Annotated in this window: 18 protein-coding genes and 1 tRNA gene; 16 read left to right on the top strand and 3 right to left on the bottom strand. The window is 50.4% G+C overall.

The window, feature by feature from the left end; genetic code table 11:
• The first annotated feature begins 71 nt into the window (after positions 1-71).
• From ACFSUS_RS25555 to ACFSUS_RS25480, 16 genes are all read left to right on the top strand, one after another.
• Positions 72-941, top strand: coding sequence for an SDR family oxidoreductase (locus ACFSUS_RS25555; protein WP_381527257.1), 870 nt, complete (start codon positions 72-74; stop codon positions 939-941).
• A 22-nt stretch (positions 942-963) separates the two neighbouring features.
• Positions 964-1,557, top strand: coding sequence for a gluconate 2-dehydrogenase subunit 3 family protein (locus tag ACFSUS_RS25550; protein WP_381527255.1), 594 nt, complete (start codon positions 964-966; stop codon positions 1,555-1,557).
• Between the two features lie 32 nt (positions 1,558-1,589).
• Entirely contained in the window at positions 1,590-3,161 is a 1,572-nt protein-coding gene (locus ACFSUS_RS25545; protein WP_381527253.1) for a GMC family oxidoreductase, read from the top strand.
• Between the two features lie 82 nt (positions 3,162-3,243).
• On the top strand, positions 3,244-4,584 hold the full coding sequence (locus ACFSUS_RS25540) for a family 1 glycosylhydrolase (RefSeq protein WP_381527251.1): 1,341 nt from the start codon (positions 3,244-3,246) through the stop codon (positions 4,582-4,584).
• Positions 4,584-5,369, top strand: a complete 786-nt coding sequence (locus ACFSUS_RS25535; protein ID WP_381527249.1) for an alpha/beta fold hydrolase — start codon at positions 4,584-4,586, stop codon at positions 5,367-5,369. The genes ACFSUS_RS25540 and ACFSUS_RS25535 overlap by 1 nt, the downstream gene beginning before the upstream one ends.
• A 42-nt stretch (positions 5,370-5,411) precedes the next feature.
• Positions 5,412-5,485 (top strand) — tRNA-Pro (locus ACFSUS_RS25530).
• 309 nt (positions 5,486-5,794) lie between these two features.
• Entirely contained in the window at positions 5,795-7,243 is a 1,449-nt protein-coding gene (locus tag ACFSUS_RS25525) for an anthranilate synthase component I family protein (protein WP_381527246.1), read from the top strand.
• 53 nt (positions 7,244-7,296) lie between these two features.
• Positions 7,297-7,863: an anthranilate synthase component II gene (locus ACFSUS_RS25520; protein ID WP_381527245.1), complete on the top strand. Its 567-nt coding sequence runs from the start codon at positions 7,297-7,299 to the stop codon at positions 7,861-7,863.
• Between the two features lie 71 nt (positions 7,864-7,934).
• On the top strand, positions 7,935-8,921 hold the full coding sequence (gene trpD / locus ACFSUS_RS25515; RefSeq protein ID WP_381527243.1) for an anthranilate phosphoribosyltransferase: 987 nt from the start codon (positions 7,935-7,937) through the stop codon (positions 8,919-8,921).
• Positions 8,918-9,742: an indole-3-glycerol phosphate synthase TrpC gene (trpC, locus tag ACFSUS_RS25510; protein ID WP_381527241.1), complete on the top strand. Its 825-nt coding sequence runs from the start codon at positions 8,918-8,920 to the stop codon at positions 9,740-9,742. The genes trpD and trpC overlap by 4 nt, the downstream gene beginning before the upstream one ends.
• Positions 9,739-10,383, top strand: a complete 645-nt coding sequence (locus ACFSUS_RS25505; protein ID WP_381527239.1) for a phosphoribosylanthranilate isomerase — start codon at positions 9,739-9,741, stop codon at positions 10,381-10,383. Before trpC ends, ACFSUS_RS25505 begins: the two co-directional genes overlap by 4 nt.
• A 3-nt stretch (positions 10,384-10,386) precedes the next feature.
• Positions 10,387-11,586, top strand: a complete 1,200-nt coding sequence (gene trpB / locus ACFSUS_RS25500) for a tryptophan synthase subunit beta (RefSeq protein ID WP_381527237.1) — start codon at positions 10,387-10,389, stop codon at positions 11,584-11,586.
• Between the two features lie 79 nt (positions 11,587-11,665).
• Positions 11,666-12,472 carry a tryptophan synthase subunit alpha gene (gene trpA / locus ACFSUS_RS25495; protein WP_381527235.1) on the top strand — a complete coding sequence of 269 codons (807 nt, stop codon included), beginning with the start codon at positions 11,666-11,668 and terminating at the stop codon, positions 12,470-12,472.
• Between the two features lie 17 nt (positions 12,473-12,489).
• Entirely contained in the window at positions 12,490-13,110 is a 621-nt protein-coding gene (gene hisIE, locus ACFSUS_RS25490; RefSeq protein WP_381527233.1) for a bifunctional phosphoribosyl-AMP cyclohydrolase/phosphoribosyl-ATP diphosphatase HisIE, read from the top strand.
• Between the two features lie 87 nt (positions 13,111-13,197).
• On the top strand, positions 13,198-13,533 hold the full coding sequence (locus tag ACFSUS_RS25485; protein ID WP_381527231.1) for a phage holin family protein: 336 nt from the start codon (positions 13,198-13,200) through the stop codon (positions 13,531-13,533).
• Between the two features lie 88 nt (positions 13,534-13,621).
• The gene (locus ACFSUS_RS25480) at positions 13,622-13,996 is read left to right on the top strand and encodes a Rid family detoxifying hydrolase (RefSeq protein WP_381527229.1); all 375 of its coding nucleotides are present in this window, start codon (positions 13,622-13,624) and stop codon (positions 13,994-13,996) included.
• Here ACFSUS_RS25480 and ACFSUS_RS25475 read toward each other — a convergent pair.
• From ACFSUS_RS25475 to ACFSUS_RS25465, 3 genes are all read right to left on the bottom strand, one after another.
• Positions 13,993-20,442 carry an alpha-2-macroglobulin family protein gene (locus ACFSUS_RS25475; RefSeq protein WP_381527227.1) on the bottom strand — a complete coding sequence of 2,150 codons (6,450 nt, stop codon included), beginning with the start codon at positions 20,440-20,442 and terminating at the stop codon, positions 13,993-13,995. The two genes, ACFSUS_RS25480 and ACFSUS_RS25475, sit on opposite strands and share 4 nt — an antisense overlap.
• Before the next feature lie 123 nt (positions 20,443-20,565).
• A complete protein-coding gene (locus ACFSUS_RS25470) occupies positions 20,566-23,640 on the bottom strand; it encodes a PVC-type heme-binding CxxCH protein (RefSeq protein WP_381527224.1) in 3,075 nt (1,024 codons plus the stop codon).
• A gap of 4 nt (positions 23,641-23,644) precedes the next feature.
• Complete coding sequence (locus tag ACFSUS_RS25465; RefSeq protein WP_381527222.1) at positions 23,645-24,502, bottom strand: sugar phosphate isomerase/epimerase family protein; 858 nt, start codon at positions 24,500-24,502, stop codon at positions 23,645-23,647.
• Positions 24,503-24,531 lie beyond the last annotated feature (29 nt).

Below are 24,531 nucleotides of genomic sequence, written 5' to 3'. Positions count from 1 at the left end.
ACGAAGTTACTTGACAGCAACGCCGTCAGCTTATTGGAGGTGTTGTTCTTTACCTTCACCACTCAACGCACATGACCACCCCAACCGAATCTCGGCCGAAGGCTGAGGATATTCCTGGGCAACAGCTCCCTTACCCCGCCCGTCAATCCGACATGAACCCGTCGCCCGACAGTGATCTGTCGAACTACAAACCAGCGGGCAAACTCACCGACAAAGTTGCTATCATTACCGGTGCCGATTCGGGCATTGGCCGGGCGGTTGCCATTGCCTTCGCCATGGAAGGAGCCGACGTAGCCATCGTGTACAACGAAAATACCGACGATGCCAAATACACAAAACGCATGGTGGAAAGTATAGGCCGGTCGTGCCTGATGATTCAGGCCGATGTCAGGAGTTCGGCCGCTTGCAAAGATGTGGTTCAGCAGACGGTCGATAAATACAGCAAACTGAACATTTTGGTAAACAACGCGGCTTATCAGATGGCTCAGGAAAAGCTAGAAGACATCACCGAAGAACAGCTACGTCGCACCTTTGACACTAACATCCTGGCGTATTTCTTTATGGCGCAGGCGGCTCTGCCTCACTTACACGAAGGCGATGCCATAGTTAATACCGGCAGTATTGTCGGCATCGTCGGCAACCCGATTCTTGTAGATTACACCGCTACCAAAGGGGCGATTCATGCGTTTACAAAGTCGCTGGCTATTCAGCTGGGCAAACGCAATATCCGGGTTAACTGTGTTGCGCCCGGTCCGGTCTGGACGCCCAACATTCCGGCGACGATGCCCAAAGACGAAGTCAAAAATTTTGGTCATGAAGTGGCCCTTGCCCGACCCGGTCAACCCGAAGAGTTAGCCCCAGCTTATGTGTTACTGGCATCCGGCGAAGGCAGTTTTATGACGGGGAGCATTGTAGAGGTGACCGGCGGCAAGCTGGGGTAAACGATAACTTAACGACAGATTAATGGCTCAATACCCTGCTGGTACTGTCCGCGCCTTGCTAAAGACAGACCAGGTCACCGACGCAACACGCCGAATCTTAATCAAGCGACTCGACGCTACGCCCTGTACGAACCCGACGTTTTTTACGGCAACCGAATTCACGCTTCTGCAAGCGGTTTGCGACCGGCTTATTCCTCAGACTGACCGGCCCGAATACATCGACATTGCGGGTGGTATTGATGAGCGACTCAGCGAAAATAAAACGAACGGCTGGCGCTACGATACCATGCCCAGCGACCATGAGGCCTACCAACTTGGTCTGAAGGGTATCGACGAAAGTGCCCAGATTTTATTCGATCAGCCTTTTGGAAAGCTCTCTGATGAGCAGCAGGGCCAAATTCTTCGCTCGATCCAATTCATGGAAGCACCGGGCGAAACGTGGCAGCATCTACCACCGGAGCGCTTCTTTGAAGAATTGCTCGCCGAAGCCGCTGAAATTTATTACAGTCATCCGATCGCTCTGGAAACTATAGGGTACGTTGGTATGGCCGATGTACCTACCTGGCAACGTATTGGCCTGAATCAGTTAGAGGATCGAGAACCAAAAGAACTATAACCCAGGAGATCAGCCAGGCTACACACCATTCTATGCAACATTACTCAACGAATGAACCAGTCGACGCCGTAGTTATCGGAACAGGCGCGGGTGGAGCCCCTTTGCTGGCTCGATTAGCCAAAGCGGGACTTAAAGTTGTCGCGTTGGAAGCCGGTAAACACTGGAACCCGGCTAAAGACTTCCCAACTGACGAGCGGGCGCAGGAAAAATTGTTCTGGAACGACGAGCGATTAAGCGCGGGCGACGATCCGCTACCCTTCGGCAATAACAACTCAGGTACCGGTGTAGGGGGCTCGACATTGCATTATACGGCCTACACCCCTCGTGTACAGCCCGACGACCTGCGCATTCGTACCGAATTTGGCGTGGGCGAAGATTGGCCTATCGGCTTCGACGAGATAGAACCGTACTATGATGAAATTGAGCACTTCCTTGGCGTTTCGGGTCCGGCCAACTACCCATGGGGACCAGCCCGGAAACGAAGCTATGCGTTAGGGCCTTTGCCTATCAACGGCGCCGGGCAGTTGATGCAAAAGGGGTGCAAAGAACTTGGTATCCAAACGTCACCAGCGGCCAATGCTGCCCTCTCGGCTGGGTATTACCAGGAAGGCGTTGGCCATCGTCCGGCCTGCGCTAACCGAGGTTTCTGCCAGGCCGGTTGCAACATTGGCGCAAAGGCCAGCATGGATGTAACGTACATTCCGCTCGCCATTCATTACGGCGCCGAAATCCGGCCCGAAAGCTTTGTCACTCAGTTAGTGCGGGACTCATCCGGAAGCATCAGCGAGGTAATATACATACGTAACGGCCAGGAAGAGCGGCAAAAATGTCGGTTTGTGTTCCTCTGCGCCGGTACGATAGAAACGCCCCGTTTGCTTTTACTGAATGGCTTAGCCAACAGCAGCGGCCAGGTAGGCCGAAACCTAATGGCGCATACAGCCCTGCAGATTTGGGGTGAGTTTGATGACGACATCCGGCCCTACAAAGGCATTCCGGGAGCCTTGATTTCTGAAGATACCCACCGGCCAAAAGACCGCAATGGCGGCCCGGCTGATTTTGTGGGTGGCTACCTGCTCCAATCCATTGGGGTTATGCCCGTCACATATATCTCACAAATGGTACGGGCACGGGGCCTTTGGGGCCAGGACCTGAAACGGGCCGCTACGGCTTATAACCACGTAGCCGGTATTAACATCTTGGGTGACTGTCTGCCTTATGAACGAAACTTCCTGGAACTGTCCAACGAGAAAGACGCCCGGGGGCTCCCCAAACCCCGTGTTTTTTTCTCAAACGGGGAGAGCGAAGAGCGAATGACTGCCCACGCGAACAAGATTATGCGCGATATCTGGGCGGCCGCTGGCGCTAAAAACGTTTGGGCTTATCCACGTAATGCCCACGTAATCGGAACCTGCCGTATGGGAAATGATCCAGATACAGCCGTTGTTAATGCCGAAGGCCGATCGTTTGACATACCTAACCTATACATCAGCGATAACTCGACATTTCCCAGCGCGCTGAGTGTGAACCCGGCACTGACCATCATGGCCTTATCGCTCCGTACCGCCGACCGGTTTTTGGAACGACAAAAACGCCTGGATTCTTAACGAACAAAGTTCTAACCGGAACCAGAACCAACCGTTCGTTCTATCTGCTGTTTCGGGCATATTCTATTCTACTACATTCACAATGGCTCAACAAGGGTTTCTTGACAAGATAAAGAAGAAATACGGCGACGGTAACTACGAGGGCGATCAGTTCGGCGGAGCGGGTGGTCACGACGGTAGTGGCCTACCCAACACCGACCCAAGCAACTTCATGTTTGCAACGGGTATCGAATGCTCGTACCCAACCATTCAAAACGGTACCGTTCGGCGCGACCAACTTCGCGAATGCGGTCACTACGACCGCTGGAAAGAAGATTTAGGATTAGTAAAGGAAATGGGCTTACAGGTTCTCCGCTATGGCCTTCCTTATTACGAAATTCACCAGGGGCCCGGTAAGTTCGACTGGAGTTTTGCCGACGAAGTGATGGCCGAAATAAAGCGGCTGGGCATCACGCCTATTCTGGATCTCATGCACTTTGGCGTTCCTGACTGGATCGGCAACTTTCAAAATCCCGACTTGCCCATACACTTCGCTGACTACGCCGGTGCGGTAGCTCAGCGATACCCATGGGTACGTTATTATACACCCGTTAACGAGATTTACGTAACGGCCCGCATTAGCGGTAAAGACGGAATCTGGAACGAGCAGCTTAAGACAGATCACGGTTTTGTAACGGCCCTTAAGCATTGTGTAGCGGCTAGTATCATGGCCAATCAGCAGATTGCCAAATACCGAAATGACTGTGTCATCGTACAGAGTGAGAGCGCCGAATATATCCATGAACTTTGCGCAACCCCTTCAGCAGCAACGAATCTGGCCAACGAGTTACGCTTTTTATCGCTGGACTTGCTATATGCCAATCCGCCTTCGGCCACGGTAGCTATGTACATGATGGACAACGGCCTGACCCGCGAAGAATACAACTGGTTTATGTCGGGAAAACCACCGGGCTATCAGATTATGGGTAATGACTATTACGGACGTAACGAGCGCATCAAACTACCCGACGGCTCTATACAGATTTCGATGGATGTATTAGGCTGGTACGAGATTACCAAGGACTATTACGAACGGTACCGAATGCCGGTTATGCACACAGAGACCAATGTTTTTGATGCGGATGAGGCTCCCAAATGGTTGAATAAACAGTGGGTAGGCATTCTGCGGATGCGCCGGGACGGTGTGCCAGTGCTTGGTTTTACGTGGTATAGCCTAATTGACCAAATCGACTGGGATACGCAGCTTGGTGAGCTTAACAACCGCGTCAACGCCTGTGGTTTGTACGACCTCGACCGTAAGCCACGCCCTGTTGCTCAAGCTTATAAGAACATACTTAAAGAATTTGGGCAGATTACAATTGTTCCCTACGGCGAGATGCTCGAAATGACTGACCGACCAGCCCGCCTGAAAACCAACGTGTGATGAACCAGCTAGCACCCGCCATTCCGCTAAACATGATTGAACAGGGCAACGGACCTATGACGTTGGTCTTCATGCATTATTTTGGTGGCTCAGCGTTGGAGTGGCAGTTGGTTACGAACCAGCTGTCTGAGCAGTATCGTTGCATCGCCGTTGATCTACGAGGTTTCGGCGACTCAGCGGCTCCGGCAACTGGCTATTCTGTCGATGACATGGCCGATGATGTAGCCGCCTTACTTGAGGCCGCAAACGTAGATCGTTTTGTGCTGGTGGGGCACTCCATGAGTGGTAAGGTTGCATTAGCCTTAGCGGCCGGCTCGCCAGACCGCAAGCAGCCAGCCGGGCTTCAGTCAATGGTGTTGGTATCGCCTTCTCCGCCGGGGCCCGAACCCATTCCCGACGACGAGCGACAGAAATTACTCACAGGGTATGGTAAACGTTCTTCCGCCGAACAAACCTTGAAGAACATAACGGAGGCTTCTGTATCAAAGGCTGTGCAGGAGCAAATCATTGCCGACGACTTACGCACCTCAAAACCAGCGTGGGACGCCTGGTTAACTACAGGAAGCCGCGAAGATATATCTGATCGAATGTCGTCTGTACATGTTCCGGTTCATATCATCGTCGGCGCTGAAGATCGTGCGCTACCGCCCGACGTTCAGACTCGCCTGGTGGTACCTTATTTAAAAGATGTTACCTTAGAGATCGTCTCAGGCGCCGGTCATCTGTTACCTTGGGAGGTACCCAATGAATTAGCAGACTTCATCGCAAAAAAAATTGTCGTCTAACTTTTCAAGCATAAACAAAGGCGTTACATTTGCAGCATCCTTCGGGGTGTAGCGCAGCCTGGTAGCGCGCTACGTTCGGGACGTAGAGGTCGTGGGTTCGAATCCCGCCACCCCGACAAGAGTTCGACAAAGTGCAATCGGGTAGCGCGTTACGTTCAAACGTAGAAGTTGTGGCCGGGTCGCCGTCGCGATTCGAATCCTGATATCAGAATTTAAAACAATGAATAACTCGGTTAATAACATGATCTGGTGGTGGCACTCTTCTCATTGGGGATGAGGGTTGCCGCTATTGTTGTTCACCAACAGATATACAAAGGCTCACCATCATCCCGGTGAGCCTTATTTTTTTGTCATTGCGCCAACCATCAGCTGACCCGATGACAGCACATTAACAACCACTGAATAACTACTTAAATAATTACAGAATGACTACCACAGCCCTTCCAACTACCTACCGCGTCGTCAGCCGTCACAAGCGGATGCTGGCCGACATTATTACGCCAGTTAGCATCTACCTGCGTATTCGCGACCGCTTTTTGAACAGCATTCTGCTCGAAAGCTCCGATTATCACGGTAACGACAACAGTTTCTCCTACGTGGCTTTTGACCCTGTTGCTCAATTCATTTATGACCGGAGCAGCGGAGTAAATCAGTTAAAGGTCCAGTTACCGCATGAACAGGAGCAGGTGAGCGAGGTAGCCCCTCACGACATACTGAAAGCTCTACAAGCGTTTAAGAATAGTTTCCAGCACGAAAAAGCGCCATTTTCATTTATTACGAACGGCCTATTTGGTTACTTTGGTTACCCAGCGGTGCAAAGTTTTGAGGACATTACACTTCAGGCACCAGTACCGACCGAAAATCAGATTCCAGCCGCGGTCTTTTCCGTCTATCGGTACGTACTAGCCATTAATCATTTCAAAGACGAGCTGTATCTATTCGAACATAGTTACCTCCGCGATGGCGATACCGAACCTGAAAGCACCCTTGATTACATCAGCGACTTAATTACGGGCCGGAATTACCCCACCTACTCCTTCAGCCCGGCGGGTCCCGAACAGTCGAACTTTACAGATGACGAGTTTCGAAGTGTCATTCAAAAAGGGAAAGACCATTGCCAGCGGGGCGATGTATTCCAGATCGTGCTCTCTCGCCGGTTCTCGACGCCGTTTGTGGGCGATGAGTTCAATGTTTATCGCTCGCTACGCTCGTTAAACCCCTCCCCTTACTTATTCTATTTCGATTACGGCAACTACAAATTGTTTGGTTCCTCACCGGAGTCACAGATTGTGGTAAAAGACCGCAAAGCCACCATTTATCCTATAGCCGGTACGTTCCGGCGCACCGGTGACGACGTACGTGATGCCGAATTAGCCCAGAAGCTTTACGACGATCCCAAAGAATCAGCCGAGCACGTCATGCTGGTGGATTTAGCCCGTAACGACCTCAGCCGGAATTGCGATGTGGTGAAAGTCGAGACGTTTAAAGAGGTTCAGTACTACTCCCACGTCATTCACCTTGTGTCAAAAGTTGTCGGTGATCTGACCGACTCTGCCGATCCACTTCAGATCGTAGCCGAAACCTTTCCAGCCGGAACGTTATCGGGTGCCCCTAAACACATGGCAATGCAACTTATTGATCGCTACGAAAACCTGAGCCGTAGTTTTTACTCGGGCAGTATTGGTTATATGGGTTTTGATGGCGAGTTCAACCATGCCATCATGATTCGAACGTTTATGAGTAAAGACAATACGCTTTATTACCAGGCCGGCGCGGGCGTAGTGGCCAAGTCAGTCGTTGAAAGTGAGCTACAGGAAGTGCATAACAAACTGGCCGCCCTGCGGATGGCCATTGAACAAGCGAAAACATTGTAACGCGGGTAGAAACTCGCACTTAAACAAGCTATGGGCTCCTGCCCACGTTACTCATGAAACTACTCGTTTTAGATAACTACGATTCGTTTACGTATAACCTCGTCTACATTCTACGCGAGCTGGGCCATAAGCCAGATGTTATACGGAACAATAAGCTAACCGTTGATGAAGCTGGCCAATACGACAAGATCATGCTCTCACCAGGGCCAGGCATTCCGTCGGAAGCCGGCATTATGCAAGAGCTGGTAGCCGAGTACGGCCCAACTAAAAGCATCCTGGGCATCTGCCTCGGCCATCAGGGCATTGGCGAGGTCTACGGAGCAAGGCTCGAAAATCTGGGCGACGTACTACACGGTGTTGCTCATCGAACGACGATAACCGACTCTTCGGAACCGCTATTTGCCGGTGTGCCTGATGAGCTTACCGTTGGTCGGTATCATTCATGGACGGTTGTTCCAGACTCAATGCCATCCGACTTACGCACCACGGCCATAGACGAACACGGCCGGGTAATGGCACTGGCACACGCTCGTTACGATGTCCGTGGCTTACAGTTCCACCCCGAGTCTGTATTGACAGAAAACGGCGTTAAAATGATTGAAAACTGGCTTAAAAATTAAAAGGGTGAAAGAGTGGTCTCAAATGAACCATCTCTTGACTTTTCGCTCTTGTGCTCTTTCGCTTTTTAAACATGAAAGCAATCTTAAATCACTTATTCGAATATAAGTCCTTAACCAAAGAGCAAGCCAGACAAACGCTGATTGGGATTGGACGGGGGGAGTACAACGCGGCACAAATTGCGTCGTTCTTAACCGTATACATGATGCGTAGCCTCCGGCTTGAGGAGCTTGAGGGCTTCCGCGACGCGATGCTTGAACTTTGCTTACCCGTTGATCTGGATGCTTACGATCCCATGGATCTCTGTGGTACCGGTGGCGACGGTAAAGACACGTTTAATATTTCAACGTTGTCGTCATTTGTAGTCGCTGGCGCTGGACAATGCGTCGCTAAACACGGCAATCACGGCGTTTCTTCCTTGGTCGGGTCGTCGACTATAATGGAGCGATTGGGTTATCAGTTTACTAATGATGTTGGCGAGTTGCAGCGGAAGATGGAAACGGCCGGCATTTGTTTTCTCCACGCGCCCCTGTTCCACCCCGCCATGAAGAATGTGGCCCCAATCCGGAAAGATTTAGGTGTGAAAACGTTTTTCAACGTGCTAGGTCCTATGATCAACCCGGCAAAGCCTCAAAAGCAGCTTGTTGGCGTGTTTAACCTTGAATTGGCGCGATTATATGCGTACCTTTATCAGCAAACAGACAAGCGGTTCATGATTCTGCATGCGCTGGACGGTTACGACGAGATTTCGCTGACAGGCGCCTTCAAAGTCATTAGTAACCAAACCGAGCAAGTGCTTGAGCCAGAGCAGTTAGGCATGGATACCTTGACTCCTGAATCGCTGGCCGGTGGGCAAACGTTAGATGAGTCGGCAGATATATTTCTGAATGTACTCAACAACGAGGCAACCTCCGCTCAAAAACAGGCTGTTTTGGCTAACTCGGCAATGGCTCTGCTGGCATCAGACAAAGCCAAAACTCGTGAAGAAGCCGTAGCGATGGCTCGGGAGTCGCTGGAAAGCAAACGGGCTCTGGTGTGTTTTAAGAAGTTAATAGCATGACAATTTTAGATCAGATTGTTGCCCAGAAGCGCATTGAAGTAGCCCAGCGTAAGGCCGTCACTCCAACCTCAGCGCTGGAACAAATGCCTGACTTCAGGCGGCCAGCTTTATCGGCACGAGAAGCCATTCAGGATTTACGCTCAACGGGTATCATTGCCGAATTTAAGCGAAAGTCGCCTTCTAAAGGCATTATCAACGACCGGGCCGACGTAGCAACAACCACGAAGGGCTATATTCAGGCGGGAGCTGCCGTCTTATCGGTGCTGACCGACGAGCCATTTTTCGGTGGAACACCCGCTGATTTACAAGCGGCTCGTCAGGCTAATCCTGGCACGCCCATCCTCCGCAAAGATTTTGTGATTGATCCATACCAAATCGTTGAAGCCAAAGCTTGGGGAGCCGATCTGGTGCTGTTGATTGCATCCTGCCTGACGCCAGAAGAAGTATCTGAGTTCAGCCAGCAGGCACAGGATTTAGGTTTACAGGTGTTACTGGAAGTTCACGATGAAGACGAGTTAGACCGGACCCTGACTCATACCGTTGATTTGGTAGGCGTCAATAACCGTAACCTCAAAACGTTTGTCACATCGATTGATACGTCGCTCCGGTTAGTTGAGCGCATTCCCGACACTTTTGTTAAGATTACAGAGAGTGGTTTGCACGATGCAACCACTATGCGAAGCTTGTTCAAGGCCGGTTTTGACGGCTTTTTGATTGGCGAAGCGTTCATGAAAACGGCTGACCCTGCTGCGGCCCTGTCTGCACTGGTCACTGACTTTACTAGCCAAATGCCCACCTTTACAAATCCGCTTATATCATGAAAATCAAAGTGTGCGGTCTGCGTGATGCCGACAACCTGAGAGAGATTGCCGCCCTTGGTCCCGACTTCGTTGGGTTTATTTTTTACGATCAATCACCCCGCTTTGTGGGTGAAGATCTGGATGCAGAGGCCGTCAAAGCGTTGCCTCGTTCTATTCGTAAAGTGGGCGTGTTTGTAAACGCCAGTCCGGACTACATCTTGCGAACGGTGAAGAAGTACGATTTTCAATACGTACAGCTGCATGGCACAGAAGCGCCGGAATACTGCCGAAGCCTGCGCAATCGGGGCATTAACATCATCAAGGCGTTTCGAGTCGACGAGACGTTCAATTTTTCGATGTTGAATAACTTCAAAGCCCAGTGCGATTTCTTTCTGTTCGATGCCAAAGGTGATCAGCCGGGCGGCAACGGCGTAACCTTCGACTGGAGTATTTTAAGCCGCTACGACAATGATAAGCCGTTTTTTATCAGTGGTGGCATTGGTTTAGACAACCTTGATCAGCTTTCTGCCCTGAAAGGCATGAAGCTTTACGGCGTCGATGTCAACAGCCAGGTAGAGGTTTCGCCGGGCGTAAAAGATGTAGCAAAAGTGAAAGAACTCATAGCCCGACTGCGGCCGATTGAAGAGGAAGAAACTGTGTAGTGTATGCAAACCACCCTAGAACCACAAACCTCTTTTGAGGTATCCGATAAAGGCTTTTACGGTCGCTTCGGCGGAGCGTTCATCCCAGAGATGCTTTACCCAAACGTGGAAGAACTACGCCAGAATTACCTTCAGATTATCGCTGATCCAGCGTTTCAGGCGGAGTTCTGGCAATTGCTCGAAGATTACGTTGGCCGCCCAACACCCTTGTTTCTGGCCAGGCGCCTTTCTGACCATATCGGTGCAACGATCTACCTCAAGCGCGAAGACCTTTGCCATACGGGAGCCCATAAGGTTAATAATACCATTGGACAAATATTAGTTGCTCAGCGGCTAGGTAAAAAACGTATTGTAGCCGAAACAGGAGCGGGTCAACACGGGGTGGCTACGGCAACGGTCTGCGCGCTGATGGGCCTGGAATGCATTGTGTACATGGGCAGCATTGACATGGAGCGGCAGAAGCCGAATGTAGACCGGATGCGCATGCTCGGCGCAGAAGTTCGACCGGCCACATCAGGTAGTCAAACGCTTAAGGACGCTACCAACGAAGCCATGCGCCATTGGATCAACAATCCCGTTGATACGCATTACATCATTGGCTCCGTGGTCGGCCCACACCCTTACCCCGACATGGTGGCTCGTTTCCAGTCGGTTATCTCGCAGGAAGTGAGAAAGCAGCTGTTAACAAAAATCGGTCGCGAGACTCCTGATTATATGGTTGCCTGCGTGGGTGGAGGCAGCAATGCCGCGGGGGCATTCTTTCATTTTCTGGATGAGCCATCGGTACGTTTAGTGGCAGCAGAAGCAGCCGGCCAGGGCATTACATCCGGCCATTCGGCAGCAACCACTGCGCTTGGTAAGCCGGGCGTTCTGCACGGTAGCCGCACAATTCTAATGCAAACCGAAGATGGTCAGGTAGTAGAGCCTTATTCGATCTCCGCCGGACTGGATTACCCAGGCATTGGCCCGCTCCACGCTCATTTGTTCGACTCGGGCCGTGGTGACTTTTACGCTATTACAGATGACGAAGCGCTCCAGGCGGGCTTTCAGCTTAGCAAACTGGAGGGTATCATTCCAGCATTAGAAACCGCTCATGCCTTAGCGACCTTGCCTAAGATGGGTTTACAAGCAGATGATGTTGTGGTAGTTTGTTTATCAGGTCGGGGCGATAAGGATTTGAGCACGTATTCTAAACACTTGTAATGTAAGCCGGGCAGCCCGCCGATGCGGTGGAAACCCGAGATTTATAGCAACCAGTCGCGGGTTTCCACCCGCGTTACTTATGACACAAGAACTTACCCAAAACCGTATCGCCAGCCTGTTCGCTCAAAAAAGCGAGCGGTTGTTAAATGTATATTTCACGGCTGGCTTTCCAAATCTCGACGATACCAAGGAGATTTTGCGTGGTTTGCAAGCTGCTGGAGTCGATTTGGTTGAAATTGGGATGCCCTACTCCGATCCGGTTGCCGATGGCGAAACGATTCAGCAGAGTAACGGTCGCGCATTAGACAATGGCATGTCTTTGAAGACCTTGTTTGCTCAACTAGCCAATTGTCGAAGTGAGCGGTTCGGCGACCCGATTACTGTACCAATCCTGCTGATGGGTTACATCAATCCAGTTCTCCAGTACGGCGTAGAAGCGTTCTGCCAGAAGTGCCAGGAAGTAGGAGTCGATGGCGTCATTCTCCCAGATCTTCCCTTAGATCTCTACCTAGTTGAGTATGCACCAACTTTTCGTGAGTACGGAATTTTAAACGTTCACCTCATTACGCCCCAGACATCAGAGGCACGAATTCGCCTGATTGACGAAGAGTCGGAAGGGTTCATTTATATGGTTTCGTCTGCCAGTATCACCGGATCAGTAAAAGGCATAAGCGAGTCTATGCAGACTTACTTCGAACGAATCCAGGCCATGAACCTACGTAATCCACGCCTGATAGGTTTTGGTATCAATAACCACGAAACCTTCGACACAGCTTGTCAATACGCCAACGGAGCCATCGTTGGTAGCGCTTTTATTCGCCACCTGGAGCAGCATGGCACTTCACCGGAGAGCATCAAGGCGTTTGTTGAAACCATACGGTCTTAGTGTCTTACCTTTGCTAAATGAATTCCGAAACGTTCGTTACATTGAATTTCCATAAATCGCCAGATGGCTTGGTTCCGGCAGTTATTCAGGACGCCGAAACGGGTAAGGTTCTGATGGTAGGCTACATGAACCAGGAGGCATACGACAAGACTGTTGCCGAAAACATTGTGACATTTTTTAGCCGTAGTAAACAACGGCTTTGGACCAAAGGCGAAACCTCTAATAATTTCTTACACGTTAAGGAAATCCTAGTTGACTGCGATGGCGATACGTTGCTGATCAAAACAAACCCGGCTGGACCAACTTGTCATACCGGAGCTGATACGTGTTTTAACGAGACCAATCAGGGTCGGGGCCAATTCCTGAATTACTTACAGGCTATCATTCATGATCGCAAGGTAAATCCGTCCGAGAAGTCGTACACAACAACCTTATTTAACCGGGGCGTCAACAAGATTGCACAGAAGGTAGGAGAGGAGGCTGTGGAGCTGGTCATCGAAGCAAAAGACGACAACGACGACTTGTTTAAGGGGGAAGCTGCAGACTTACTGTTTCATTTCCTGGTTTTACTGGAGCAGAAAAACATGGCCTTAGACGACATCATTGCGGTGCTACAAAGCCGTCATCAAAAACAATAGATTCCCGTTTGAGGTTTGTTTGTTCGGCGTTGTCAGGCATCACTAAGGTGCTTGAGTGGCGCTGATCATCAAACCTCAAACGCTTTCATGGGACTGATTATCCGAATCCTTATCAGCGCGGTGGCCGTTTATGTCGCCAGTTTATTTATTCCGGGCATTACTGTTACTGGTGGCATTGGCACCTACCTGATTGTGGCCATTGTTCTGGGGTTTCTAAACGCTTTTATTAAGCCTATACTGACAGTCCTAACTATCCCTATTACAATTGTTACGTTAGGCCTGTTCTTATTGGTGCTTAATGTTTTAATGGTTTATCTCACGGATTCGTTAGTAAGTGGTTTTGCCGTGAGCGGGTTCATTGCCGCGTTGTTGTTTAGTATAGTCGTCTCATTAGTGACGGCGTTGATCGACGCTATCGTTTAAAAGATATTAGGTATATTAAGCAAAGCCTGTCAAATGATTTTTCATTGGCAGGCTTTGCTATTGCAATCTCAGCCTATACGAACTTTTCATGACCATCATCGATACACCTAACGCTCCTGCACCAGGCGGTCACTATTCACAGGCAATTGTCCATAATGGCCTGGCGTTTCTATCTGGAATACTACCTATTACACCAATAGGCGAAAAGCTTACTGGATCTACGATAGCTGAACAAATGGAACAAGTGCTAGCTAACCTTGATGCTATTCTCGTAGCCGCGGGCAGTCGACGCGAAAATGTCGTTAAGGTAACTGTGTTTATTTCAGACATGAATGCTTGGAGCACTGTCAACGAAGCATATACACAGTTTTTTGGTGATCACCGTCCAGCCCGCTCTATCGTACCGGTGCTACCGTTGCACTATGGGCTAGAAATTGAGCTAGAGGCAATTGCATTCCTTTAAGGTTTCACCCGCACCCTTTCACCTGCGGAATGCGCCGAAAACTCTGGTGCATAAAAACATTGAACAGTGGCCACACCCGCCGAGAAGTCGCCCGTTTGTGCTACGCGTAAATCGTATTCAAAAACGTGCGTACCCACTGGCAGATAGCTCAGGAAGAAATCTGTCGACGCATCGCGGGGCGACTCATAATAGCCGATACCATTTTGATATTTGTAGCCCGATAAAGTAGCCACGGGCTCAAAACCTGATGCACGGCCGTCTTTCAAGTGAACATATTCCATCGCCCGGTCGGTCTTTACTACTAGCCGCACCTTAATCAGGTCACCGGGTTTCAGCGCCGTTTGTGGAGAGACAGGCGTGATAACCGGACCGCCTGGCGAATCGCGCTGTACAAACAAGGCTTTTTGAATAGACAAACCTGCGCTACCCGGCATCACCCGATCCAGAGATTCAAAATGCTGCCAATACAAAGCACCCCAGGCTGGGCCATCAGTCTTCTTAACAATTTTGACAGCCCCCATCTCTGGCTTGATCTCAGCGGCTGCGTAGATTACTTTCTGGTAGCCCATAATAGCTTCCGTCTTGCTTGCCCGGCTTTCAATGGGTTGTCCGCCTACGCTAACTTGTACATTAGATCGGGGCGCGTTTTTTGTATCGAGCCAATCGCTGCCACGTAGCAACAAAGCATATACAGCTTCCGTGGTCGCTTTTGTTGAAGACCACGATTGCGTTTGCTTCTGCCGAATTAACCAACGTTTCATATTGTCGATAAGCGTTCGGTTCTGGTTAAGTTCATCGAGAGCCTCGATCAGATACGCTTGTGTTTCAATGGGGGTTTCGTACCAACGCAGACCGCTTTGGTTGTCTGGCCAATATGTTCCCAACTCTTCTGAGGTTCTGGTACGTTCGAGGAGTGAACGTAAAATGCCATCAGCGGTTTTTCCATCGCCGAACCGGGCAAGTGCCAGGGCTGCAAAAGCCTGCCCCTGCAAACTCTGCTTCAGCCAGTTGGTACTCACCCGTTGTTTTAGGTAGGTCAGTAGGTCTTTGTTTATTGGCTGATCCACATAAAAACTTCGGGCGTATAAATATTGCACTTCGCCAAAAGACCAGGTATCGCCCGGTTTGCGCTTTTGCTGATCTGCAACCAACTGTTTCATCTCGGCATCGGCATACCGGATCGCTTTAGTTTGCATCTCGACGATCTGGGCCTGTATGGCCTCCGGAAACTTGACGCCTAACTTTTGTAAATGCCCCAGATCACTCAAAATATGTAGCGTTATAGACAGATTAGGCTCCATCCCGCCAAACCACCGGAAACCACCCGATTCGGTTTGTAATTGCCGTAGCTTGTCGAACGTCCGTTGCTGCTCATCGTTCATACGATTCTGGTCAAACAACTGGCCCAGCTGTGCCTGGCGATTGGCTTCTGACCGGGCATCGGCCAGCCAAGGCGAATTTTCTAGTGTAACAGCCTTAAGTTCTTCGTTAGCCTGGAGCGGATTGCGGGGCGGATTTTTCTGCCACTCAGCAATAACCTGCCGAAAAGCCGGTTTGCTATTAACAATGTGGGCAGCCAGGCTATTAGCGTACAACCGGCTGAATAGCTGCTCAGCGCATTCGTAGCGGTACTCCATCAGGTAAGGCAGCGATTGCAGCGCGTACCAGGCCGGGTTACTCGTTACTTCAACCGTGAGTCGCTCGTGTTGTATGGGTAGTTCGGGGTTTAAATTCGTTAGCTCTTTCAGCTTAAATTCTTTCGATTCCGAGCCATTTACCCAGAAAGGCTGCGTGTCAGTAACCAACATTCGATTGGGTAGCACCGGAACAGTAAACTCTTCGCCATCGGTGAAGCCATCAGCACGAGCCGTCAGGCGGCAGGTTACCCTTTCAATACCCGCTGGAACAATCAATGTCCAACCAACCGACTGACTTTGCCCACCGTCGACGGCAATAATTGCCTGCGAATTCGCGAGCTTAAGCTTAGGGTTGATTGGTTCGCCGGAAAGCGCATCTGTTAATTCTAAGCTTGCCGTGCCTGACTGCTTTTTATTCGTTAGATTATTAACTCGCGCCGTTAGTCGAATTGTGTCGCCTTCGCGGAAAAAGCGGGGGGCATTGGCCGTAATCATCAGCTCTTTCTGCGTAATGATTTCCCGCTCCAGCATGCCAGTTTTTAAGTCTTTGGTGTGCGCGAAGGCCAGCAACCGCCACCGCGTGAGTGCTTCGGGCATTGTAAATTTCAGAACAATTCGCCCTTGGCTGTCTGTCTTAAGCTCAGGAAAAAAGAACGCCGTTTCGTTAAAATTTCGACGCGGGCTGACAGGTTGATCAATTTTGTTGGAACGATTCGTTTGTTCAGCAGCAACCGCTTCTTTTAATTCCATCACGGCTGGCATGGCTGCGCTTTCAGCGGCCATAGTTCGTGCTACCCCACTTAATCGTATCGATGTAGCTCCCGTTACATCACTCTTTCGTTGAGTTGCATAACCGGTAACAGTAACCTCATCCAGCGACTGTACATCTGGCTGCAATCGAAGCGAAATAGGTTTCTGCTTAATTGTTGCTTCATTGGTTACGTAACCGATACCCGCAAAAACGAGGGTAACCGGTTTGCTTTCCGAAGCAGTGGATAACGAAAAGGCTCCTTTCTGATCAGTTGTAACGCCGACGGTTGCGTCTTTGATCATAACACTGATACGCGGCGCTCCTGACCCGTTGGGGTTTTTAACCGTTCCGGTAATTACCTTACCCACTCGCCGAACCGTAACACGAAGCGCCTGGTCGGAAACACCAAACGGCCCAACGGGGCTATGACCGAACGGACGTCCCCCATTCAACGAAAGCCGGTATCCTGACCAACCTAACTGATCATATCGTCGTGCGGGTGTCGGTAATTGAGGCTGATATTGATAGCGTACCGAATTACTTTGCTGGGTAAGGAACCCTATAACCTGCCAGTTATCATCAGTAGGATAGTAAGACTGATAAAAAGTTGTCGGCCAATCGAGCTTATCGAAAGCATCCAGTGAAGCATCATACAGCGTAGCAATCACCTCAGCAGGTGTTTTATTCAGACCGGCAATAGCCAACGTCCACTCCTCACGCTCGCCGGGTTTCAGTTTGCTGCGGAAGGTTTGGGTAGTAATTTGTAATTGCTTGTTGGTCAACGGTACGGTGATCGGGTACGTCTTTTCGTAGAACCGCCCGTTCTGTATCATTGCGAAATGCACGGCGAAACCACCCCGCTGTTTTTCGGTAACGGGTAGGGTTACCCGTTGCGGTTGCCCGTTGGTCTTAAGCCATTCCTGCCGAACGATTCTGTGGTTTTCTTCCACGCTCATCAATACCCAACCTGGTTGCGCGTTACCGACCCAGAACAGCGCATTTTCGCCGGGCTCGGCGGTTGTTTTGCGATCCTGCACCCAAGCCTCTATCTGTTTAGATGCCGTAGGCTGCTGGCCATCCACAACCGTAAAAAAAGCGCGTTCGCTGGTTGTTTCTCCCGTAGAATCCGTGGCCTTTACTTCTGCTACGTATTCACCAGGGAGGTATTTCGATATTTCAGGTTTAATGAGTGAGTCAGCAGGAGCATTGATAGCCAATTGCTGAACCATCTCGCCTTTTGGCCATGATCTTGGATTATTTTCGGTGGCATAAATATCGTTCGGAAACAGTTTTTCGTACTCGCCACGACTCAATAGCTGGTGGTCGGGGCGTGCCCACAAACGATTACGTAACAGGCGATTAGGGGCCTGAAGGCGATACACCATAAGCTGGCCAGTTGCCCGTACATTTTCGCCCGACTGGTTGATAATCCGTAGCGGAAATGCAGCGGGTTCGCCCTTGTCAACTTGTGCCGGAATAGCGAGTTCAGTCTGTAGGGCCGAGTAGCCAATCCGAAAGACCTTTGTTGTACTACGGGTTTCGCCAGCCCGATCAGTTACGTCGATCGTTAGCTCAAAATCGAAGATTGGGTTATCAGCTGGCTTTTGGTCGCGGTCAGGCGTTGCCAGAAACGACAAGCTAACGCTTCCTTTTGCATCCAATACAGCCGTTCCATTACTAACCTCGGCTTCACCCGTTCGGGAAAACCCTCTTTTCCAGGAACTGTACCAATCCCAACGTGGCCGGAGTCTACGCACTACCCTGTAACGAACCTGTGCACCATCAACAACTGCACCGGACAAAGTTTTGGCATCGGCCGTTACGGTTATGGTTTGCCCTAACTTAAACGACTGCCGTACAGCTCGGGTAGCTACCTCAAATGTTGGCCGCTTGTATTCTTCTATTCGAATAGCTGTGCTACCGAACGGCGTCTGAAGGGTCATTACACCGGTCACACGTCCGACTGGCGCAGTGAAGCTGGTATTAAACGTACCAAACTCGTTTGTTTTCAACGTCTGCTGGGCCACTTGCTCGCCATTCTGGTCGCGTAGCTCGATCTTCACCTGCTGATCAGCAATTACTTCGTACTGATTCGATTTGCCTTCATAAACCAATCCCTTAACATAGATCAGTTGCCCCGGCCGGTAAATGGCCCGATCTGTGAATAGCCGGGTTTGTTGTACGCTTGGATCATCAGTATTGTTGTAATAACCAGAGCTGTACTGAACATCGGAAAGCAATGTGTCTTTGCCAACGGTCAGTAGATATTGATAATTTTCCTGCGATGGTACGTCACTACGAAGCAAGTTAACTTTACCCGTAGCATCTGTACGTAGCACCTTTGCATCGCTACTGCCCAGCGCTTTGCTACCCAGAACCAGATTAATAGTTGCTCCGGTTAGCGGTTCGCCGGTTTGACGATTTGCCACAAAGATCGTGTGCCCTCCTGATCGAACATCATTGCGAATAATGTAGCCAAGTGATGATACCGCAAATGTTGCGTATTGAAATAGATCCGTGTCTTCTTTAAACGTATCCTCAGCTGTTATGAACACTACGTATTGCCCAAGTGGTAGACCCGCAAGCGGTATCTCGACCGAATGGAGGTTCAGATCACCATCATTGGGTAAAGAAACTGTTCCTTCCGTCATCGCTGAACGTTTCAGCCAATACTTTACTATAGTCTGTTGTTCTTCTTCCGATCGGGTATAACGAGGACGATTCGGAGTCATTTCAAAAGCACTAAGCCTGGCAATTCGATACTTAATTCGGCTAACATTCTGGTAGGAGACAAGCGCCCGAAAAGCATAATTCGGCATAGTAACCTGCTCTACATTAAGAGAATAAGTGGACTGGAGCAGCCGGTTTAATAATAGGCTTGCTTGTTTGCCAACAAACGTCTTAGGGTAGTTTTTGATTATAGTCTGACATAAGTCGGCAGCTTGTTTGCGGTTCCACCGGTTGGGATCAGGCTGATCGTCGGCAGCCTCATTGTCGTCTCCCTGCAATGGTCGAACAGGCGTACCTCTGTTCGATAAGAACTCCGCCAGCTGATAACCGTAGATAGCTTCGGCAAGCTGGCCTTTAAAGCGCGCAGCCTGTTGTCTTAACGTTTGCCGATAAAGTGAGTCTTTGTCCGACACTACGCTGTGCCGATGCACAAATGATAAACGTAACACATCAACGTCGGCCAGTGCCGACGGATCAGCGTCCGACAAATGAAACGCTAGTAGTTGCTGATAGAGCCGCAATGCCTGATATCGTCCCGACAGCGAATCCTTACTTTGCAGCGCCAGTTGAGCAAACGTTTCGGGTTTAGCCAGGTAAGTAGCCTCATCCAGCTCGAAGCGAAAAACAGGTTTTAACAGATCAGGTTCTGTATTCTGAAAGAAGTCAATGGCTCGATGGGCAAGCAAATCATACAGCGTCGGGCGTAGGGGCCGAGTTTCCGCGTCGCCTTTGTCGATCAATGCGTCGTAGTGGGAAACTGGTATTTTCTGCAATGCTTCTTTGTCGCGTACAGACGCCAGAAAACCCGCCGTAGCTGCCTCGACTAATTGACGAGCATCCCAGGTAGTAAAGTCATTTGTTGAATCAGCTCCCGGTTTTGTCCCGTTTGCCGATTTGCCTACTATAGACCGATTGTAAAATTTATACCGATTCCGCTGAAAATACCGCCAGTAAATATCGGCCAAGGCGGATTGAAGCACCGAGCGGGCAGGTTCGGGCGTATCCCGAATATCGGTCTGCATAGAACGGACGAGCTCAACGTAGGCCTCTTCGTCGGAATAACTCCGGAATATCATTCGATGAATAGCGGCTTTGGCTACCTGCGGATAATTTTGATTGGCTTTGGCTTCTTTATAAATGCGGTTTGCGATAGTCAAAGCCGATTTTGGTAAGCCTTTGGCAGCTAATGAATCCGCCTGCCGCCAATCGCGGGCATAATCGGGTAGGGGCGACCGCGCGGTCAGGTTCGCATCCGCCTGCCGGTTTTGCGCCGAAGCAGCCAGACAGACGGTGATAAAAAGTAGGATAAAGACGAGTGTGCGGTTCATAATCCGTGGCGGGTAAGTCATCGGCCAATAGCCCATTGATTCTTTTCGATGCGCAATGGTTTAGTTTTCCACAAAAAAGAAAAACCCGGCGTCTCATTAGGCCGGGTTTTCGTTATTCCTTTTCTATTGTTTCAGCAGGAATGCCGTTAAATCGGCGAGTTGCTGTGGTTTCAAACCCATTGCCGCCGGATCGGGCATAAGGCTTGTTTTGTATTGTCGTTTCGAAAAAACCTTGTCGACTGGAACCGTATGCTTTTGCCCTGTCACCCCTTTTATAACGATTGACTGCTCGCCGTCACTAGCCAGGAAGCCATAATACGTTTGGCCCGTTTTAGTGGTGATCAACCAGGGCTCATAGCCGAACGCAATACCCGCGCTGGGGTGTATGATGGCATCTAACAACCCGTTTTTATCGAACTTCTGATGAATTTTCGTCAGTTCAGGTCCAACGTCGTTTCCCTGCTGACCGTGGCGGTGGCAGGTGGCACATTTCGTTTTAAATACGGTCAGGCCGGATCGTTCGTTGCCTGTAAGGGCGGCTATTTCGGCTACATCAGGGCTAACGTTCGTCGTAGTAGCCACCGCTGGAGGGGCCGGCTCTTTGGTCTCCGCAGAAGCTGTCGCAGCAACTTCGGTCGGGCTGATTGCTTCTGTTTTTTCCGACTTATCTGGCTTGGGCTTCCATGGGAAATATTCTTTTCCCATTGTCCGAACGGTTTGGTCTGCGTTCGTGCGAATACCGGGCCCGGCGGCCTTAATGAGATCATCGGATAACTTATTGTCGGCCGCTAACCCAATTAACAGCTTTGCTCCCTCAGCATCGCGGGACATTTCGACGGCAACTTTACGTTTTTCGGTCTCACTTTTGTATTCGTCCAACAGCACTTGCCGTTTTGCCAGCATTTTCTGCTCGTCGGGCGAAACCTTATTCGGCATTATTTCATCCCAATTCAGGAACGTAGCCCAGTCGTTACCCCGCCGAAAACCCATCCAATACATAGCCTGATCGGCTACGTCTTTATCTGTCGATTTGGCCAGCTCCACCATTGCCTTAGCCGCCGGCTGGTTGTTAATGAAGCCAAGGGTTGTAATAGCTTGTTTACGGGCGTCGGCACTGAGTGTTTGAGCTTCGGCGCGTTTTTTCAACATCGGTACAGCCGACGCCGGATGGAACTCCCAAACCAGATCAGCCGTTCGCTGATCCCACTCAAGCGGGTCGGTGGGTATAGATGGGCGTAAATCAGCAAATACAGCCTCTTCTTTACCATCAGCAGCAATACTTAAGGCGGTCAGGTAATACTTGTCCTGACCATCGTAGCCTTTCACCAGGTTTGACAAGATGTATCGGCAATCAGCGTACGGAATGTCTCGTATAGCAATGGCAACTTCCCGCCGAACAGCCGCGCTGGGATCAGTTGATAAGTTACCCAGTAACGGCAACAACGCCCGCTGTGAAGGGGTTAAGGCCGGAGTAGACTTAGAATTTTCAGGTGTAATGCTCCGTAAGGCCCGTAGTGCAGCAATGCGCATGGGTGCATCGTTCGCTTTGAGTAGCCGCTCTACTTCAAACTGCCCTTCGGCGCCAAGGTGCGCTAACACGAAAATAGCCCGAGCGCGATGGTACGGATTTGGGGCCGACAAAAGGGCCATGACAGGTTCTACCGCTTTTTCGCCCTGGTCTAAAAGTGCGTCGAACCCCGACATCCGAACGTTTACGGCTGGATTGAGTAATGCGGCAATCTGGCCCTGCGTGGTACGCAAATCAATTTTGGGCACTTTCAGCGTCTTACCTTTTGGCGTGATGCGGTAAATTCGGCCGTATCCTTTACGGTCCTGCATTTGGTGGCCCCCAACAATCGGATCATACCAATCAGCGATGTATAAGGCTCCATCGGGGCCAACCGCTACATCACTCGGCCGGAACCACTTCCGTGTATCATTGTCGACGTCGTTCCATTTGTACGTTTCGTCTACTTTAGGGAACGTACTAATGAAATCGGTACGTGGCATACGGTAGCCAGCTCCCCAAGGTTCGGGCTTATAACTGAAGATCACGTTTCGGCCAGCTTCGGCGCTCAGCAGCATGCCCCGATACTGTGGGCCTAGCTCGTCACCTTCATACATGACCATACCCGTGGGCGATCCTGCTCCGGTCATATCGCCAACCGGCATTACGCCCGGATCATCCTGGTGCCAATGGGCGGTTGGTATGGTTTGACCGGGGCGCTGATCGGCCTGCCAGTAGCGCGTACCGTCGTTGCTAAAATACCCGGCATTGCCGCCTTCCATGAGCCAGCTAGTGCGGCAGGCCACGACTTGATCATCGTTATCATTCTGCCACATATTCCCGTATGAATCGAGCGCGGTCTCGTAGTTATTGCGAAAATTATGGGCCATTACTTTCAGGTTTGAGCCGTCCGGATTGATACGTAGCGCCATCCCACCCGTCCAGACACGACCATCGTCGCTAACCTGGTTGCCGTGATTAATTTTGTTATGGGGCGTTCCCCCAACGTACAAGCTCCCCGAACGCAGATTCCATCCGTCTTTATCCGTTACGACATGCGGGCCAGCGTTACCAGTGTTGAAGTAGTATTTTCCGTCGGGACCGGCAACTACGGCATGTAATGCATGATCGTGATCTAAGCCACCAAAACCGGTCAGTAGTACCTCTTTGCTATCAGGTTTATCGTCGCCGTTATTATCAGTATACACAACCAGGTTGGGTGAACAAGAGACAATGACTTTGTTTTCGATAACGGCAATACCTAAAGGCGAGACCAGATCAGGATCTGTCACAAATACCTTACTCTCGTCGGCTTTACCATCGCCATTAGTGTCTTCCAGAATCATGATCCGTTCGCCTTCCGGATGATCGAGCCGTTCCTGTGCTTTGTTGTTAAACTTCCGGTAGTTTACGGCTTCGGTCACCCATACCCGGCCATTGGCGTCGATATCCATGTTCGTTGGATTATGAAACATGGGAGCTTCGGCCCATAGTGTAGCTTCCAGATCGTCGGGTAAATACAATGTACTCGACGAATCAGCGCCAAGCACGGCTCCGTACCGCTGAAAAGGTTCAGGTGTTGGCGTTACTCCCACGTTTGGTTTAGGCTGGAAGACGCCCCCAGCTAGGTACAAAAAACCCGCCATTGTGAGGGCCAGGGGTAGAGTGGTAAAGGATAAGGTTGCTTTCATAACATCACACAAAAATCGATCGCACAGTTTTCGTATTCTCAATATAACTCTCCAGCATTGGTTTGCCTTTCGGCACGGCACCTTCTATGTGCAGCCAGCCCGAATAGCCAATGTCATCTAATGCCTGTCTTACTTGCGGTAAATCTACCTTGCCTTTGCCCAGCAGATAGCCATTTTCTTTCAAATGAACCTCGCAGATTTGTTCTTTACCAAGGCTGCGAATTTCCTCAAAAATATCGTAGCCCATATCCGATGAGTTACAAACATCGTAATATACCTTCACGGCCGACGACCCAACGGCGTCAATAATTGCCAGATGTTGAGGAGCCGACAGCCACGACTCAATTCCTAACACGACGCCCGCCCTTTCGGCCTTCGGTGCTACTGCCTTTAACCGATCAACAACTACCTGTGTCCCTTTCGGGTCATTCCGCAAGTCGTTGTCGCTGAAGAAAGCCAGTAGAATATTCTTCACACCCAACGCGTTAGCTACGTCTACGCTGTCGTATACCCATTGTTCGGTGCGCGGGTCCGACTTATACGGTATGCTATTTAGTAAACCGATCGCTAAACCACCTATACGAATTCCAGCTTTTTCAGCCGCATCTTTGTAGGTACGTTGCGTATCGGGCCGACGTAAGTGCTCGTGGTCGGCTTTTATATTTAAACTGATCTGCACGCCGTCCAGCCCAATCTCCTTAGCCATGGCGAATGCTTTGATGTCACCAGCCGGACCAATCGACCAGTCACAGGCCCCAACGCTGAAACGGGAAACGGGGCGGCTCACGTTTTGCGCAAGAGTCGGGCATGACAAAGCCACCACACCAACCCCCATTGACCGTAGTATATCTCTGCGATTCATAGGTGAACGAAAAGGATTTATCAAAATTA

The organism is Spirosoma soli (assembly GCF_042684525.1).
GTDB classification, from domain to species: Bacteria; Bacteroidota; Bacteroidia; order Cytophagales; family Spirosomataceae; genus Spirosoma; species Spirosoma soli.
This window is presented reverse-complemented; position numbering and strand designations above follow the sequence as displayed.

Excerpts from the sequence above, each read along its gene's own strand:
- ACFSUS_RS25555 (WP_381527257.1), top strand. The coding sequence starts at position 72 with ATGACCACCCCAACCGAATCTCGGCCGAAGGCTGAGGATATTCCTGGG.
- ACFSUS_RS25550 (WP_381527255.1), top strand. The coding sequence starts at position 964 with ATGGCTCAATACCCTGCTGGTACTGTCCGCGCCTTGCTAAAGACAGAC.
- ACFSUS_RS25545 (WP_381527253.1), top strand. The coding sequence starts at position 1,590 with ATGCAACATTACTCAACGAATGAACCAGTCGACGCCGTAGTTATCGGA.
- ACFSUS_RS25540 (WP_381527251.1), top strand. The coding sequence starts at position 3,244 with ATGGCTCAACAAGGGTTTCTTGACAAGATAAAGAAGAAATACGGCGAC.
- ACFSUS_RS25535 (WP_381527249.1), top strand. The coding sequence starts at position 4,584 with ATGAACCAGCTAGCACCCGCCATTCCGCTAAACATGATTGAACAGGGC.
- ACFSUS_RS25525 (WP_381527246.1), top strand. The coding sequence starts at position 5,795 with ATGACTACCACAGCCCTTCCAACTACCTACCGCGTCGTCAGCCGTCAC.
- ACFSUS_RS25520 (WP_381527245.1), top strand. The coding sequence starts at position 7,297 with ATGAAACTACTCGTTTTAGATAACTACGATTCGTTTACGTATAACCTC.
- trpD (WP_381527243.1), top strand. The coding sequence starts at position 7,935 with ATGAAAGCAATCTTAAATCACTTATTCGAATATAAGTCCTTAACCAAA.
- trpC (WP_381527241.1), top strand. The coding sequence starts at position 8,918 with ATGACAATTTTAGATCAGATTGTTGCCCAGAAGCGCATTGAAGTAGCC.
- ACFSUS_RS25505 (WP_381527239.1), top strand. The coding sequence starts at position 9,739 with ATGAAAATCAAAGTGTGCGGTCTGCGTGATGCCGACAACCTGAGAGAG.
- trpB (WP_381527237.1), top strand. The coding sequence starts at position 10,387 with ATGCAAACCACCCTAGAACCACAAACCTCTTTTGAGGTATCCGATAAA.
- trpA (WP_381527235.1), top strand. The coding sequence starts at position 11,666 with ATGACACAAGAACTTACCCAAAACCGTATCGCCAGCCTGTTCGCTCAA.
- hisIE (WP_381527233.1), top strand. The coding sequence starts at position 12,490 with ATGAATTCCGAAACGTTCGTTACATTGAATTTCCATAAATCGCCAGAT.
- ACFSUS_RS25485 (WP_381527231.1), top strand. The coding sequence starts at position 13,198 with ATGGGACTGATTATCCGAATCCTTATCAGCGCGGTGGCCGTTTATGTC.
- ACFSUS_RS25480 (WP_381527229.1), top strand. The coding sequence starts at position 13,622 with ATGACCATCATCGATACACCTAACGCTCCTGCACCAGGCGGTCACTAT.
- ACFSUS_RS25475 (WP_381527227.1), bottom strand. The coding sequence starts at position 20,442 with ATGAACCGCACACTCGTCTTTATCCTACTTTTTATCACCGTCTGTCTG.
- ACFSUS_RS25470 (WP_381527224.1), bottom strand. The coding sequence starts at position 23,640 with ATGAAAGCAACCTTATCCTTTACCACTCTACCCCTGGCCCTCACAATG.
- ACFSUS_RS25465 (WP_381527222.1), bottom strand. The coding sequence starts at position 24,502 with ATGAATCGCAGAGATATACTACGGTCAATGGGGGTTGGTGTGGTGGCT.